The sequence below is a fragment of the Streptomyces fructofermentans genome (genome assembly GCF_014651055.1).
Taxonomy (GTDB): domain Bacteria; phylum Actinomycetota; class Actinomycetes; order Streptomycetales; family Streptomycetaceae; genus Streptomyces; species Streptomyces fructofermentans.
In genome coordinates this window covers 327,950-343,165 of the sequence record NZ_BMWD01000001.1, presented here as the reverse complement: position 1 = coordinate 343,165, position 15,216 = coordinate 327,950, and the positions used below count along the sequence as shown (strand labels likewise).

Sequence of the window (15,216 nt, the reverse complement as noted above, 5' to 3'; positions counted from 1 at the left end):
GTCAGCGCCCCAGAATGGAGCCGAAGTTCGTGCCGGCGCCCAGGAACATGCCCGTGGCGATGAGGATCATCGTGGCGGGGAGCATGAAGACCAGCGTGACCATCGTCGCCTTGGGGATGGTCTTGGCGGCCCTGCGGCGGGAGTTCTGCGCGTCGGTGCGGCGCATGTCCGTGGCGAGCTGGATCAGGGTGTCCGCGATGGGGGAGCCGAGTTCCTCGCCCTGCTGGAGGGCCGAGACGAACTGGGCCACCTGTTCCGAGGAGTTGCGCCTGCGCAGCTCGTCGAAGGCCTGGCGGCGGCTGACGCCCATGTCCATCTGGCGCAGGGTGATCCGCAGTTCGTCCGCCCACGGGCCCTCGTACCGTTCGGCGACCCGGTCCAGGGCCTGGCGGAAGCCGAGGCCCGCGGACACCACGACGGCGAGGACGTCCAGGAAGTCGGGGAGCGTGCGGTCGATGACCTCCTTGCGGTCCCGGATCGCCTGCCAGATGAGGGCGTCGGCGGCGAGCAGGCCGAAGGCAAGGGCCAGCACGGCGAAGAGCAGCTGGTCGTTGGTGAGGAAGACCAGGAACAGCAGGACGCCGAAGACCCCGTACACCGCCCGGCGGGCCGCGTAGCGGTTCAGGGTCAGGCCGCCCGGGTTTCCGGCCATGTCGATGCGGCGGCGCTTGGCGTCGACGCGCCGGGGGCCCATCAGGCGCAGGACGAGCGGGGCGAAGCGCATGCCGAGGCGGTCGACGGCCGAATCCGCCTTCGAGACGCGGGTCGCGCCGACCTCCAGCGCGAGGGCGAGGTCGCTCGGCAGTCTGGCCTCCGCCCGGTACATGCGGACACCGAGGAGGACACCCGCGACGGCGAAGCCCGCCAGGGCGGCGAGGAGCAGGGCCTGCACGGTCATTCCTCCCTCACACTTCGATCTTGCCGAGTCGGCGGATGACGAAGAAGCCCACGGTGTAGAGGCCCACGGAGATGAGCACCAGGGTCTGGCCGAGGGGCGAGCCGGTCACTCGGGCCAGGGCTCCCTCGTTCGAGGAGTTGATCAGGAGGAGGGAGCCGAGCCCGAGGAGCGGGACCGTGAACGCGGTCGCGTTGACCTCGGAGAGCATCGTGCGGACCTCGCGGCGGGTCTCCTTGCGGTCCTCCAGGGTCTGCGTGAGGTTGCGCAGGGAGCTGACGACGGTGCCGCCGGCCTTGTTGGAGAGCACGAGGGTGGTGACCAGGACGACGAGTTCGCGGGACGGGAGGCGTTCGGCGAGTTCGCCGAGGGCGTCGTCGACCGAGCGGCCCAGGGTGAGCTGGTCGGCGACCCGGGCCAGCTCCTCGCCCGCCGGGGCCTCCAGCTCCTCCGCCGCCATGGCGAGCGCGGTGCGCAGGGCAAGTCCTGCGGCGGCGGCGTTGGCCAGCAGGCGTGCCACGTCGGGGAGTTGGTTGATGAACGCCTCGATGCGCTTCTGCCGCTGCCAGTTGAGGAAGATCGCGGCGCTCCAGACGCCGACGAGAGCGGCGATGGGGCCGAAGAAGGGGGCCAGGACGGCGGCCGCGACCAGCCAGAGGGCGGCGACCACGGCGGCGACGTACGTGAAGAACTCGCCCGCGGTCAGATCGAGTCCCGTGGCCGAGAGCCGCAGATGGATGGTGCGGCCGAGGCGGGTGCGGCGCAGGCGGCGGTCGACGGCGGCGAAGCGGCGGGCGCGGCCCGCCGCGGTGCGCAGGGGGCCGCCGCCGGAGAGGCGGTCGACCAGTGCCTGGCGCTGGGCGCGGCCCGACACGTAGGTGTGCGCTCCCGCGACGGCGAGGGTGCCGCACAGGACGGTGGCGCCGAGGGCGAGCAGGGCCGGGTCGTTCACGGCTCGCTCCTCTCAGTCTCGGTCCGGGTGGTCTTCGTCCGGATGGTCTTCGTCCTGGTGGTCCCGGTCCGGACGGTGCCGGCCCGGATCGTCCCGGTCCGGGCTCGGGGTCCGGGAGTACGGGGTCCAGGGGTACGGGTCCCGGGGGCACGGGTCCCGGTGGGGGCACGGGTCCCGGTGGGGGTGCGGGTCCCGGTGGGGGTGCGGAGGCCGCCTCCCGGACGGGGGCCCGGGACGGGGCTCGGGAAGGGGCGGGGCGGGGCCGCGGGTCCGGGGCTCATCCGATGGCCTGCCTCGTCTGGCGGACGTCGAGCGCCTCCGCGACGCCGAACGCCGGCGGCAGCGGCTCGTTGGCCACGTACAGCTTCTCGGCGACCGGGCGCGGCAGCGGCAGGTGCTCGAAGTACCCGTGGACGACCCGGTCGGGGCCGGAGGGGCGGGGCACGAACCGGGTGACGGGGACGATGCGGAACTGCTCGCGGCCGTGCGAGACCAGCAGGGCGATCTCGGTGACCCTGCGGGAGCCGTCGGCGTGCCGGGTGAGCTGGACGACGACGTCGACCGCGGAGTTGATCTGGTCCTTGAGTGCCTCGAACGGGATCTGCACCTCGGACATCGAGCCGAGCGTCTGCAGACGCATCAGGGCGTCCTCCGCGGAGTTGGCGTGCACGGTCGCGAGGGAGCCGTCGTGGCCGGTGGACATGGCCTGGAGCATGTCGAGGGTCTCTCCGCCGCGGACCTCGCCGACGATGATGCGGTCGGGACGCATGCGCAGCGAGTTGCGGACCAGGTCGCGGATGGTGATCTGGCCCTTGCCCTCCACGTTCGGGGGGCGGGACTCCAGCCGGATCACGTGCTCCTGCTGGAGCTGGAGTTCGGCGGAGTCCTCGATGGTGATGATGCGCTCGTGGGAGGGGATCAGCCCGGAGAGCGCGTTGAGCAGTGTCGTCTTCCCGCTGCCCGTACCGCCGCTGACGATGACGTTGAAGCGGGCGCGGACGAACGCGGCGAGGAGCATCAGCATCTGCTCGTCGAGCGAGCCGAGGCCGATGAGTTCCGGGAGGGTGTACGCCCGGGGGAACCGGCGGATCGTGAGGGTCGGGCCGGTCAGGGCGAGCGGCGGGATGATGACGTTGACGCGCTCCCCGGTGGGCAGGCGGGCGTCGACCATGGGATTCGACTCGTCCACCCGGCGGTTGACGGTCGACACGATGCGCTCGATGGTCTGCATGAGCTGCTCGTCGGACGCGAAGCGCAGCGGCAGTTGCTCCACGCGTCCGGCGCGCTCCACGAAGATGGAGTCCGGTCCGTTGACCATGATCTCGGTGATGGACGCGTCGGCGAGCAGCGGTTCGAGGACGCCGAGGCCGAGTGCCTCGTCCACGACCCGGCGGATCAGCTGGGAGCGTTCGGCGGAGGACAGCACCGGGCCCTCGCGGCTGATGATGTGCCCGAGTACGCGTTCCAGGCGCAGGCGCCGCTCGGCCGCCGCGAGGCTCGACATCTCCGCGAGGTCGATCTCCTCCAGCAGCTTGGCGCGGTAGACGGCGACGAGGTGTCCGTCCTCGCGTCCGGCTCCGCCCTCGTCGGGGGCGGCGATACGGGCTCGCAGGCTCATGGGTCGGCTCCTCCCGGTCAGTCGTCGGTGGGCATGGTCGCGTCGCGCTGGACGGTCACCGGCTCGAACAACGGTATGACGGACGGGACTTGGAGGGTGGCCGTGGCGGTGCTGAGGTCGGCGCCCTCGCCTGCCGCGATCTCGGGGTCGAGCCAGCCGCTGACCGCGGCCTGGCCGGCGGCGGCGCCGTCCTCGCCCTGGGAGGCCGCCCGCGCGGCGGCCCGCGCGGCCGTTCCGGCCTGGTTGATGCCGTAGCCGATGAGGCCGAGCTGGATGGCGGCCATGCCGATGACGAGGAGGACGGGCAGGAACCCGGCGAACTCCAGCATGGACACGCCCCGGTCGTCGCGCAGTCGCTTCCGAAGGCGCGTGAGCAGCCGCTTCATCAGTCGTCCCCCTCCAGTGCGGCCCCCGCCTCGCCCTCCACGGTCCAGCCGGCGTCGAAGCCCGGGAAGAAGAGCGGTACTTGGACCGTGACGGTGGCCTTCATGACCTGGCCGCCCGCGGCGCAGTCGATCGCGGCGGCGTCCCAGGCGCCCGGGAGGTGTTCGCTGCCCGCCTGGTGGCAGGCGCCGTCGTACGCGCCGGGTGTCAGCGCGTTCGCGGCGGTGGCCGCCCTGGCCGCCTCGTCCGCCGCGTTGCCGGCCAGCGAGTACGAGTAGCCGTACAGGACGCACTGCCACAGGATCGTCATCACGACGAGCAGCAGCGGGAACATGCCGGCGAACTCCAGGGTGACCGCGCCCCGGTCGCCGCCCCTTCTGCGCAGGGCGAGGGCCCCCCGGTCGGCGGAGGCCTTGCGGCGCCTGCCTCCCGCGGGTTCCTGCGGGGCGACGAGGCCCAGTTCCCCGGCCAGGGCCCACAGTGCCTGCTTCACCGTGGAACGGGCGTCCAGGTCCTGCATGCGGCCCGCGTCCACGACGGACTGGAGCTCCTTGAAGGCGGCCGGCACGGTGGAGCGGGCGACCTTGGTGCCGGTGACCCGTTCGACGAGGGAGGGCTGGATCTCCGTACCGCGTCCGAAGCGGTTGACGACGGTGAGGGTCTCCTCCGCCTTGCGGATCTGGAGGCGGTCCCACATGCGGACCATGCGTTTGGCGGCGCGGACGGCGATCACGTCCGGGGTGACGACCAGCAGGGCCCGGTCGGCCAGTTCGACGGCTGCGGCGTTGGCCGCGTTGAGCTGGGCGCCGCAGTCGACGACCACGATGTCGTAGCGGGACCGCAGGGCGCCGAGCACCTGCCGGGCGACCCGGTCGGTGATCTCCTCGCCGCGCTCGCCCTCGGCGGGGGCGAGGAGCAGGGCGAGTCCCGAATCGTGGGTGTAGACGGCGTCCTGGAGCACCCGCGGGGTGATGTCGCTGATGCCGGCGAGGTCGCCGATGGAGCGGCGGAACTGCACGTCGAGGTACGAGGCCACGTCGCCGGACTGGAGGTCGAGGTCGAGCAGGGCCACGGACCGGCCGGAGGCGCTCGCGGCCAGGGAGAGCTGGACGGCCGCCACGGTGGCGCCGACGCCGCCCTTCGCGCCGGTCACGGTGACGACCGTGCCGCCGGGGCCGGCGTACACCTCGGGGACGCCGCTGCCGAGGTGGCGCCGCATGCCGGTGGACCAGGCGGCCGCGGCCTGGACGCGTTCGGCGAGGGCTTCGTGGCCGAGGGGCAGCGCGACGATGCCCCGGGCGCCGGAGTCCATGGCGGCGGTGAGGACGCCGGTGCTGCTGTCGGCGGTGATGAGGACGACGCCGACGGCCGGGAAGCGCAGCACGAGGTCGCGGATGACGTCGAGCGCGGGGACGGGGCCGATCCGCTCGTGGACGAGGACGACCTCGGGCAGTTCGTCCAGGGACTCGGCGGCGAGCCGGGCCAGGGTGTCCAGGAGGGCCGTGGTGTCGGGGACCGGCGGGGCGGGTTCGGCGTCGGCGAGCCGGCTCAGCAGGGTGGTGACCGCGCGGGCCGAGTCGATGTCGCCGACGGCGGGCAGGATGCGGATGGTCATCGGCCGGTCCTCGGGCCCGGCCCCGGCCGGGGTGTCGGTCCCCGGTGGTCCGTCCGGTCCGCCGCCCCGGCGGGGGCGGGGCGGGTGCCCGGCTCGGCGAGGCGGGCGGGAGTTCGGCGCCGGGGCCTCGTGGGGGCTGAGCGCATCACGGCCTCCTACTTGTCCTCGTCGAGGGTGTACGTGCGGTCGCCCGGCGCGACGACGGCGTCGGTCCCGCCGGCGATCAGGGCGAGGCGGACGTGTTCGGCGAACGACTCGGCGTACGCGACGCGTTGGGCGTCGGCGGTGCCGAGCGCGAAGGTGATCGGTACGGCCTCGTTCGCGGTCCGGCGGCGGTCGTTGCCGGACTGGCCGGGGTCGAGGGCGGTCAGTTTGCCGACGTCGATGACGCGCGCGTTCTCGACGATGACCTTCGACTGGTCCCTGCCCTTGTCGGACTCGTCCTTGAAGGTGGCGTAGATGTTGACCCGGGAGCCGGGGTTGATCTTGCCCGCCACTCCGGTGGACGCGTCGATGAGGATGGCGATCTCCTGCTGGCCCGCCTCCAGTGCGGGACGGTCCACGATCATGTCGCTCTGGAGCAGTGAGCCCTCGCGCAGGCGGGTGACCGCGATCTTGCCCCGGATCTGGGAGAGGTCGGTGACGGCGGTGTCGGAGAGCCACCGCTCGGGCATCGAGACCTTCTCGAACTGGGCGGCGGACAGTTCCTTGTACGGTGCGATGTCGCTCTTGAGGCGGTACGCCGCGACCTCGGGGCCGACCTTCGAGTTCACGTCACGGATCACCGACAGCACTCCGGCGAAGGCGCCGAGGGCGCACAGGGCCGAGAGGGCCAGCAGGACGACGCCGCGGCGCTGGCGCGAGTTCACTACATCTCACCTCGTGGGGGCGGTACCGGGTATCGGAGCTGGTCTTCTGGTCTGCCGGGGGTCCGGTGGGCGTTCCCCGGGATGGTTCGGCATGGCGCGGGCAACCTCGATCGGGGCGGGGACGGCGGGTCGTACCTGGCTGTGCACCGTTGTTCAGGTGTGCGTGCGGGTCGTACGGGTCGTGCCGGGTGCGTGACGTGCGGGGTCTACGTGACGCCGTGGGGCAGGGCGCGTACCGGAGAGGCTGCCCGCCCCGCGGTGTCCGGAAGCTCGCGGGACGCGGCCGGCGCCAGCGGGGCCGCGCAGAATCCGCAGCGGTCGCCGATGAGTTCCAGTCCGCACCAGTGGCACGCCTCGCGCCTTACGGAGGTGACCAGTTGGTAGAGCACGGACACGTCGTACAGTCCCGCGGCGAACTCGGCGAGCCGGCCCGTGCCCCACCATCGGGCGGACTCGGCGGGCTGGTTCACGGTCGCGACGCCCTGCACCCGCCAGGCGGGGGCGAGCGTCGTCACGAGCCAGTCCGCGGGGAGCTGGCCCGGGGCGACGAGCAGCCGTGTGCCGAACTCGGGCCCGGGCAGCTCCTCGTGGCCGACGCGGACGATCTGCGGCCGCGGGTTGGCCAGGACGGCGAACTGGGCCCCGGGCACCCAGGACTTGGCGTGCGACTTCAGCGAGACGGGCACCCGGTCGAGCCTGGACACCGAGCCGAGCAGGGCGCCCGCGTAGATGTAGTGGGCGAGCAGCCGCGCGGAGGAGGCGAGCACGCCCGGACTGAAGTCGCAGACCGAGAGCTGGCGCAACTGCTGTGCGAGCAGGGCGAGTCCGAGCGGCGGCAGGTCGAGGCCGAGGAGGGCGATGCGATCGCTCTCCAGGACCGAGCGCACGGTGTGCAGCCGCCGGACGACGGCGGCGGGGGCGGACGTCGGGTACAGGGCGATCACGTAGCCGTGCTGCTCGATGAGCGTGTACATCCCGGTGAGGGAGCTTTCGAGGCTGTCGAGCGGCTGGACGACGGCGGGCGGGGTCTGCCGGTCGTGCGCCGGCAGCACCAGATCGGAACTGGTGACGGCTATCGCGGTCGGCACGCTGCACACCACCCCGTTCACTGCGGCGGAGGTGGTCAACCACTGCCGTAGATCGCCCCTGATTGCGCCATGAAACGTTCACGGAACGACGCACAGTGCCACTGTGGCGTCTTTCTGTATCTGCACCTTATCCACGGCGTGCGCCGCCCAACACCTGATCCGCGAGATCACCTCACACAAGGTGCGAGCGTGATCGACACAGAGTGATCCGTACGGTGCGCCAACTCCTGCCTGCCGCACGGAGGTTGAGCCTGCCAGAGGTCTTGACAACGCAATTGGTCTGGACCAGTTTTGGGATACGGCGGTGGCCACCGTTCCTCATCCCCACTCCCCCACTCCCCCACCGGAGGCACCAGTGGACCGCGCAGCAGGCATGCCCAGACGCAGACGGACATGGGCGGGTGGTCTCGCCGCCGTGCTCGCCGCCTCCTTCCTCTCCCTCGCGGGAGCCGGTCAGGCCTCGGCGGCCGACGTCAACAACGCCAGGAACGCCGGCTACGAGTCGGGCCTCGCCAACTGGACCTGTTCGGCCGGCAGCGGCGCCACCGTCTCCTCCCCCGTGCACGGCGGTGCCGCCGCCCTGAAGGCCACGCCCGCCGGGCAGGACAACGCCAGGTGCACCCAGACGGTCGCGGTCAGGCCCAACTCCACCTACACGCTGAGCGCTTGGGTGCAGGGCGGGTACGCGTACCTCGGCGCGACCGGCACGGGTACCACGGACGTGTCGACCTGGACACCCGACTCCTCCTCCTGGAAGCAGCTCACGACGTCCTTCACGACGGGCGCCGGCACCACGTCCGTGACGGTGTACACGCACGGCTGGTACGGGCAGAGCGCCTACTTCGCCGACGACGTGTCCGTGTTCGGCCCGGACGGCGGCGGGGGCGGCGACCCCGATCCGGTCGTCCCGGCCACGCCCGCCGGCCTGAACGTGCCCTCCACGACCTCCTCCTCCGTCTCCCTTGCCTGGAACCCGGTCTCCGGCGCCACCGGCTACAACGTGTACCGGGGCGGCACGAAGGTCCTCGCGGTCGGCGGCACCTCGGCGACCGTCACCGGCCTGGCCGCGTCCACGTCCTACTCCTTCCAGGTCAGCGCGACGAACTCGGCGGGCGAGTCGGCCCGTTCGACCGCGGTGACCGGCACCACCAGGGCGACCGGGGGCGGCGGCACGAACCTGCCCAGGCACGCGGTGACCGGCTACTGGCAGAACTTCAACAACGGCGCAACCGTGCAGCGGATCTCCGACGTCCCGTCCCAGTACGACATCATCGCGGTGTCGTTCGCCGACGCCACCGCGACCCCCGGTGCCGTGACCTTCAACCTGGACTCGGCCGGCCTGGGCGGCTACACCGTCGACCAGTTCAAGGCGGACGTCAGGGCCAAGCAGGCCGCGGGCAAGAAGGTGATCATCTCGGTCGGCGGTGAGCGCGGCACGGTCGCGGTGAACAGCCCGGCCTCGGCGGCGAACTTCGCCGACTCCGTCCACGCCCTGATGCAGACCTACGGCTTCGACGGCGTCGACATCGACCTGGAGAACGGCCTCAACGCCACGTACATGACGCAGGCGCTGCGGTCCCTCTCCGCGAAGGCGGGCGCCTCGCTGATCATCACGATGGCCCCGCAGACCATCGACATGCAGTCGACGTCCAACACGTACTTCCAGACGGCCCTGAACATCAAGGACATCCTCACCGTCGTCAACATGCAGTACTACAACAGCGGTTCGATGCTGGGCTGCGACGGCAAGGTCTACTCGCAGGGCTCGGTGGACTTCCTGACCGCGCTGGCCTGCATCCAGCTGGAGGGCGGCCTCGCACCGTCCCAGGTGGGCCTCGGAGTGCCGGCCTCGACGAGGGGCGCGGGCAGTGGCTACGTCGCGCCGTCCATCGTGAACAGCGCCCTCGACTGCCTCACCAGGGGCACGTCCTGCGGCTCGTTCAAGCCGTCCAGGACCTACCCGGACCTCCGCGGTGCCATGACCTGGTCGACGAACTGGGACGCCACGGCGGGCAACGCGTGGTCGAACGCGGTGGGACCGCACGTGCACGCGCTCCCCTAGCACCGACACGTCGCCGACCGGGCCCTCCCGGGCCGCGCCGCCGCCCCCACTCCGGTGGGGGCGGCGCTGCCACGCCGCCCGAGCCGGTCGCCGCTCGACGCCGGGTCAGAAGAACTCCGACCACGGCTGGTCCCAGACCTGCTTCACGCACAGGACGACGAACAGCAGGCCCGCGAGCGTCAGCATGGCGTTGCTCAGCAGGCCGTTGCGCCATTCCGGCGGTGTGCGGGACGAGTTGAGCAGCCAGACCAGCGTCAGGGCGAGGAACGGGAGGAACGCCGCGCCCAGCACCCCGTACAGGATGATCAGGCGGAACGGCTGGCCCTGGAAGAGCAGGACCATGGGCGGGAAGGTCAGCCACAGCAGGTAGCCGCGGAAGGGCCAGGACCTCTCGTGGGTGCCGGACGCCACCTCCTCGCCCGAGGCCGGGTTCGCGCCCCGCCCGCCGGAGCCCGCGGACGCGGCGGCCCGGTCGCCGCGGAAGCGCTCCACGAAGTCCGCGAACATCAGGCTCACGCCGTGCCAGACGCCGATGAGCGAGGTGAACGACGTGGCGAAGAATCCGATCAGGAAGAACTTCGCGGTCGCCGTCCCGTACTCCTCCTCCAGGATGTCGCCGAGCTGCACGAGGCCCTTGTCGCCGCTCGCGATGGCCACCTCGGCGGAGTGCAGCAGTTCCGCGCCGACGAAGAGCATGGCCACGACGAAGATGCCGGTGGTGACGTAGGCGACCCGGTTGTCCAGCCGCATCACCTTCATCCAGCCGGTGTTCGTCCAGCCCTTCGCGTTGACCCAGTAGCCGTACGCGGCCAGCGTGATGGTGCCGCCGACCCCGCCGATCAGGCCGAGCGTGTTGAGGACGGAGTCCTTCTCGTCGGGCAGCACCGGCAGCAGACCCGCGAAGGCCTCGCCGAGGTTCGGGGTGACCCTGATCGCCAGGTAGACCGTGACGACGAACATCACGCCGACCAGGACCGTCATGACCTTCTCGAAGACGGCGTACCGGTTGAACCAGACGAAGACCAGGCCGACCAGACCGGTCAGGATCGCCCACCACTCCAGGTCCATGACGTCCGGGAAGAGCGCCTGGAGGGGCAGCCCCGAGGAGGACATGGCCGCCGCGCCGTAGACGAAGCCCCAGACCACGACGTAGGCGACGAAGAACCAGCTCGTCCAGCGGCCCAGGTCGGCCCAGCCGTCGAAGAGGGTCCGGCCGGTCGACAGGTGCCAGCGCCCCGCCGCCTCGGCGAGGGAGATCTTCACGAGACAGCCGAGGACGGCCGCCCACAGGAGGGTGTAGCCGAAGTTCGATCCCGCGATGAGGGTGGCGACCAGGTCTCCGGCGCCGACACCGGTCGCGGCGACCACGATGCCGGGGCCGATGTGGCGCCAACTGGATCTGCGCGTACGTGAGCCGGTGCCACCGATCCCCGCGCTGCCCGTGGTGTCCCTGGTGTCCGCCATGCCGATCAAGAAAGCGCAAAGCCCCTGCGGGCACAAGGGGGCATGCGGTGAAGGAACGGGGCGCGAAAGAGGTGCGGAGGGGCGCGTCCGCCGGGCGTACGCACACGCGCCCGGCACACCGCCGCCGGTCGCCCCGCACGCACCGCCCGCCCCCCGCGCCACCGTCCTGGCGCGTTTTCGGCCGGTTCACGGGTCGGCTTCCGGCCTGCTATTGACCCGAACATGCCATAGCCCCACGATGAGCGCCACACCCGCACACAGGGCCGTTCGGTACCTCCAGGGCGGTCCCGGCACGTCGCACCGATCCACCCCCCGCTCCACTCCCCACACTTCCGGTGATCCCGGAATTTCTGGAGAAACGAGGAGAATCCATGCGACTTCGCACCAGAGGAAGCGGCGGACTGCCTGCCGCCCCCGGCAGACGCGGCCGGCGCACCGCCGTCTTCGCCGCACTGCTCGCGCTCGCCCTCGCCGCCCCCGTCGCCGCCACGACGACCGCGACCGGCGCCCCCGGCTCGGCCCCCGCGGCCGACACGGACGAGATCCGGCAGTACGAGATCCATGTCCACGGCAGCACCACGGCCACCCGTACGGCGATCGCCCGGACCGGGGTGTCGATCGACGAGGCCGACGAGGAGACCGTCGTCGTGTCGGGTCGGGCGGCCCAGGCCAGGAAGCTGCGCCAACTCGGCTACGAGGTCTCGCCGCTGGGCTCGGCCCCGGACCGGTCCAGCGCCGCCGACGTCGGTGTACTCGACTTCCCCAACGCCGACTCGCGCTACCACAACTACGCCGAGATGAACACGGAGATCAACCAGCGCCTGGCCGCCTACCCCTCGATCATGAGCAAGCGCGTGATCGGGAAGTCGTACCAGGGCCGGGACATCATCGCCATCAAGATCAGCGACAACGTCGCGACCGACGAGTCCGAGCCCGAGGTCCTGTTCACCCACCACCAGCACGCGCGCGAGCACCTCACGGTGGAGATGGCGCTCTACCTCCTGCGCGAACTCGGCGCCGGATACGGCTCGGACTCCCGCGTCACCAACATGGTGAACAACAGGGAGATCTGGATCGTCCCGGACCTCAACCCGGACGGCGGCGAGTACGACATCGCGACCGGCGCCTACCGCTCGTGGCGCAAGAACCGCCAGCCCAACACCGGCAGTTCGTACGTCGGCACCGACCTGAACCGCAACTGGAACTACCGCTGGGGCTGCTGCGGCGGCTCCTCGGGCTCGACGTCCTCCGAGACCTACCGCGGCCCCGCGGCCGAGTCCGCGCCCGAGGTGAAGGTCGTGGCCGACTTCGTGCGCAGCCGGGTCGTCGGCGGCAAGCAGCAGATCAAGGCCGGCGTCGACTTCCACACCTACAGCGAGCTGGTCCTGTGGCCCTTCGGCTACACCACCGCCGACACGGCGACCGGCATGACGGCGGACGACCGCAACGCCTTCGCCGCCGTGGGCCAGAAGATGGCCGCGAGCAACGGCTACACGCCCGAGCAGTCCAGTGACCTCTACATCACCGACGGGTCGATCGACGACTACCTGTGGGGCAGTCAGAAGATCTTCGGCTACACCTTCGAGATGTATCCGTCGTCGAGCGGGGGCGGCGGCTTCTATCCGCCCGACGAGGTGATCGAGCGCGAGACGTCCCGCAACCGGGACGCGGTGCTGCAACTGCTGGAGAACGCCGACTGCATGTACCGGTCCATCGGCAAGGCCGCCCAGTACTGCGTCTGAGCAGTACGGGTGAGGGGGACCGCGGGGCCGCCGTAACCGGCCCCGCGGTCGCCCCGTCGGCTACTTGGCGTCCTTGAGACCCTTGGCGTCCGCGACACCCTTGGCGCCCTTGCCGCTCCCCGGCTGCCCGGCGGCCTCGGACTTCGTTGCCGGCTCGGCACCGGCGTCGGCCCCGGCGTCACCCTCGGCGGCCCCGCCCTCCGGCCCCGCCGCCGCTTCCGCGGTGTCGGCTGTGTCGGTCGAGTCGGTCGCGTCCGACGCGTCCGACGCGTCCGACGCGTCCGCGGCGTCCGTGTCCGGCGCGTCCGTGTCCGCGGGGTCCTCCGCGCCGTCCTCGAAGTAGGCGTCCAAGACCTCGTCGAGGCCGGCCTCCCACTCCTTGTGCAGGGACTTCGCCGTCGCCTCGATCTCCAGCGGGTACCAGCGGCGGTCGGGGGTGTGCACCGTCACGGTGAACCGCTTCCCGAACCTCGGGGACTCCGTCTCGACGGCCCCGATCTCGTCCCAGCGGAACTCCGCCTCCTGGTCGTCCAGGCGCAGTCGTACGCCGCTGCGGTCGGCCACGACCCTCGCCCGGCGGTCGGAGGCCTCGAAGACGGGCCCCTCGTCGCCGGAGCCGTCGGCGTCCTCCGCGGCTTCCGGATCCGCTGCGCTCTCCGCGCGCTTCGCGTCCTGATCGGCTTCGGCGTCACCGTCCTCTGCGGCTTCGGTGCCGGAGCCGCCGCCTGCTGCGGCGTCGGCTCCGGCGGACCGCGCCGGGGACTTCTCCCCGGTCACGGACTTCTCGGCCCCTGCCTCGTCGGCGGTGGTCCCGGCCGAGGACTCCTCCTCGGGGACGGCCGCGTCCTCCGGCTCGGCGGACCGGGCCGGAGTGAGTCCGGGGATGTACGCCGGGTCGACCGCGGCGACGTCCAGGGGCTGGCTCTTCGAACCTATGCGCTGCTCCACGCGGGCAGTATGGTCGACGATCCTGTGCCGGGAACAGCCAACCCCCGGTTCGTCCCGCTATATGAAGACGCTGAGGACCGCCGCCACGACGAAGCCGGCCACCGAGAGCACCGTCTCCAGCACCGTCCACGACTTGAGGGTGTCGCGCTCGGTGATGCCGAAGTACTTGGCGACGATCCAGAAGCCCCCGTCGTTGACGTGCGAGGCGAAGATGGAGCCGGCCGAGATCGCCATGATGATCAGCGCCAGGTGCGCCTGCGACAGGTCCTGACCCTCGACGAGCGGCACGACGATGCCGGCCGTGGTGACGATCGCGACGGTCGCGGAACCCTGGGCGACCCGCAGGACGACGGAGATCAGCCAGGCGAGCAGGACGACCGGCAGGCCGACGTCGTGGAACGCGTCCGCGAGCGCGTCCGCGATGCCCGACCCCTTGAGGACGGCGCCGAAGACACCGCCCGCGCCGACCACCAGCAGGATGTTGCCGACCGGCTTGAGGGACGAAGTGGACACCTGCTCAAGGGACTTGCGGGACCAGCCGCGCCGGATTCCCAGCAGGTAGTACGCCATGAGCAGCGCGATGGTCAGCGCCACGAAGGGGTGCCCGAAGAACTCGACGACCGAGCGCGGGGTGGACGGGTCCAGGGCGATGGAGGAGAAGGTCGCCGCGAGGATCAGCAGCAGCGGCGTACCGATGATGAGGAAGACGGTGGAGAGGGCGACGGGCTGCTCGGGGGCGGTGCGCCCGGCCGCGGCCTGTTCCGCCGCGACGGCGGCCCGCGCCTCCTCCGCGGCCTCGACCATGTCCTGCGGTACGGCGACGAACAGGCGCTTGCCTATCCACGCGGCGTACACCCAGGCGGCGAGGACGGCCGGGACGCCGACGACGACACCCATGAGGATGACCCAGCCGAGGTCGACCTTGAACAGACCGGCGGCGGCGACGGGTCCGGGGTGCGGCGGCAGGAAGGCGTGGGTCATCGACAGGCCCGCGAGGAGCGGCATGCAGTAGAGCAGGATCGACTTGCCGGAGCGCTTGGCGGCCGCGTAGACGATCGGCGCGAGGACGAAGATGCCGACGTCGAAGAAGACCGGTATACCGAATATGAGGCCGGTCAGACCCATGGCGAGGGGCGCGCGCTTCTCCCCGAACAGGTTGAGCAGCCGGGCGGAGAGCGCCTCGGCGCCGCCCGACACCTCCAGGATCGCGCCGAGCATCGTGCCGAGCCCGATGATGATCGTGACGTGGCCGAGGATGCCGCCCATGCCCGACTCGATGAGTGAGACGGACGTCGAGCGCTGGACGGTGCCGAAGAGTTCGGTGACGGAGAGGCCGGCCGAGAGGCCGACGGCTATGGACACGGCCAGCAGCGCGACGAACGGCTGGAGCCGCACCTTGATGATCAGGACGAGCAGGAGGGCGATGCCCAGGGCCGCGACGGTGAGCAGTCCCGCGGTGCCGTCGATGAGCAGGAGCAGACCACCGGTGTGGGGTGGCGTCTCGGCGACGGGTGCGGCTGCGAGCGGATGTGCCATGAGGGGGCCTCTTCACGTGCATGACGCTTTTCGGGCAGGGGGG

12 protein-coding genes are annotated in these 15,216 nt (G+C 71.4%); 2 read left to right on the top strand and 10 right to left on the bottom strand.

Features of this window, described 5'->3' with window-relative positions; translation table 11 throughout:
- Nucleotide 1: 1 nt before the first annotated feature.
- The 7 genes from IE265_RS01395 to IE265_RS01365 all read right to left on the bottom strand — a co-directional run bounded on the left by IE265_RS01395 (nt 2) and on the right by IE265_RS01365 (nt 7,421).
- Complete coding sequence (locus tag IE265_RS01395) at nt 2–898, bottom strand: DUF5936 domain-containing protein (RefSeq protein WP_190033393.1); 897 nt, start codon at nt 896–898, stop codon at nt 2–4.
- Nucleotides 899–905: 7 nt separating this feature from the next.
- Nucleotides 906–1,847, bottom strand: a complete 942-nt coding sequence (locus IE265_RS01390; protein ID WP_190033392.1) for a type II secretion system F family protein — start codon at nt 1,845–1,847, stop codon at nt 906–908.
- A gap of 277 nt (nt 1,848–2,124) precedes the next feature.
- The gene (locus IE265_RS01385) at nt 2,125–3,465 is read right to left on the bottom strand and encodes a TadA family conjugal transfer-associated ATPase (protein WP_190033391.1); all 1,341 of its coding nucleotides are present in this window, start codon (nt 3,463–3,465) and stop codon (nt 2,125–2,127) included.
- A gap of 17 nt (nt 3,466–3,482) precedes the next feature.
- Complete coding sequence (locus IE265_RS01380; RefSeq protein WP_229915969.1) at nt 3,483–3,851, bottom strand: TadE/TadG family type IV pilus assembly protein; 369 nt, start codon at nt 3,849–3,851, stop codon at nt 3,483–3,485.
- The gene (locus IE265_RS01375) at nt 3,851–5,464 is read right to left on the bottom strand and encodes a CpaE/TadZ family protein (RefSeq protein ID WP_190033390.1); all 1,614 of its coding nucleotides are present in this window, start codon (nt 5,462–5,464) and stop codon (nt 3,851–3,853) included. Before IE265_RS01375 ends, IE265_RS01380 begins: the two co-directional genes overlap by 1 nt.
- A 155-nt stretch (nt 5,465–5,619) precedes the next feature.
- Nucleotides 5,620–6,333 carry a Flp pilus assembly protein CpaB gene (gene cpaB, locus IE265_RS01370; protein WP_190033389.1) on the bottom strand — a complete coding sequence of 238 codons (714 nt, stop codon included), beginning with the start codon at nt 6,331–6,333 and terminating at the stop codon, nt 5,620–5,622.
- Nucleotides 6,334–6,539: 206 nt separating this feature from the next.
- Nucleotides 6,540–7,421 carry a hypothetical protein gene (locus tag IE265_RS01365; RefSeq protein WP_229915968.1) on the bottom strand — a complete coding sequence of 294 codons (882 nt, stop codon included), beginning with the start codon at nt 7,419–7,421 and terminating at the stop codon, nt 6,540–6,542.
- A gap of 373 nt (nt 7,422–7,794) precedes the next feature.
- Here IE265_RS01365 and IE265_RS01360 point away from each other — a divergent pair, with 373 nt between their 5' ends.
- On the top strand, nt 7,795–9,483 hold the full coding sequence (locus tag IE265_RS01360) for a chitinase (protein ID WP_190033388.1): 1,689 nt from the start codon (nt 7,795–7,797) through the stop codon (nt 9,481–9,483).
- A gap of 105 nt (nt 9,484–9,588) precedes the next feature.
- On the opposite strand, the gene IE265_RS01355 is transcribed toward IE265_RS01360, so the two are convergent.
- Nucleotides 9,589–10,947 (bottom strand): Nramp family divalent metal transporter, encoded by a 1,359-nt coding sequence (locus tag IE265_RS01355; protein WP_190033387.1) that lies wholly within the window; start codon nt 10,945–10,947, stop codon nt 9,589–9,591.
- A gap of 371 nt (nt 10,948–11,318) precedes the next feature.
- Between IE265_RS01355 and IE265_RS01350 the strand changes: the two genes are divergently transcribed.
- Nucleotides 11,319–12,689, top strand: coding sequence for a M14 family metallopeptidase (locus tag IE265_RS01350; RefSeq protein ID WP_190033386.1), 1,371 nt, complete (start codon nt 11,319–11,321; stop codon nt 12,687–12,689).
- Nucleotides 12,690–12,749: 60 nt separating this feature from the next.
- Here the strand turns inward: IE265_RS01350 and IE265_RS01345 are convergent, their stop codons facing one another.
- Both IE265_RS01345 and IE265_RS01340 read right to left on the bottom strand, forming a co-directional pair.
- Nucleotides 12,750–13,637: a hypothetical protein gene (locus tag IE265_RS01345; protein ID WP_229915967.1), complete on the bottom strand. Its 888-nt coding sequence runs from the start codon at nt 13,635–13,637 to the stop codon at nt 12,750–12,752.
- Between the two features lie 57 nt (nt 13,638–13,694).
- Nucleotides 13,695–15,173, bottom strand: a complete 1,479-nt coding sequence (locus IE265_RS01340; protein WP_190033385.1) for a GntP family permease — start codon at nt 15,171–15,173, stop codon at nt 13,695–13,697.
- Nucleotides 15,174–15,216: the final 43 nt, after the last annotated feature.

Coding starts and splice junctions, on each gene's coding strand:
- IE265_RS01395 (WP_190033393.1), bottom strand. CDS start 898: ATGACCGTGCAGGCCCTGCTCCTCGCCGCCCTGGCGGGCTTCGCCGTC.
- IE265_RS01385 (WP_190033391.1), bottom strand. CDS start 3,465: ATGAGCCTGCGAGCCCGTATCGCCGCCCCCGACGAGGGCGGAGCCGGA.
- IE265_RS01380 (WP_229915969.1), bottom strand. CDS start 3,851: ATGAAGCGGCTGCTCACGCGCCTTCGGAAGCGACTGCGCGACGACCGG.
- IE265_RS01375 (WP_190033390.1), bottom strand. CDS start 5,464: ATGACCATCCGCATCCTGCCCGCCGTCGGCGACATCGACTCGGCCCGC.
- IE265_RS01360 (WP_190033388.1), top strand. CDS start 7,795: ATGCCCAGACGCAGACGGACATGGGCGGGTGGTCTCGCCGCCGTGCTC.
- IE265_RS01355 (WP_190033387.1), bottom strand. CDS start 10,947: ATGGCGGACACCAGGGACACCACGGGCAGCGCGGGGATCGGTGGCACC.
- IE265_RS01350 (WP_190033386.1), top strand. CDS start 11,319: ATGCGACTTCGCACCAGAGGAAGCGGCGGACTGCCTGCCGCCCCCGGC.
- IE265_RS01340 (WP_190033385.1), bottom strand. CDS start 15,173: ATGGCACATCCGCTCGCAGCCGCACCCGTCGCCGAGACGCCACCCCAC.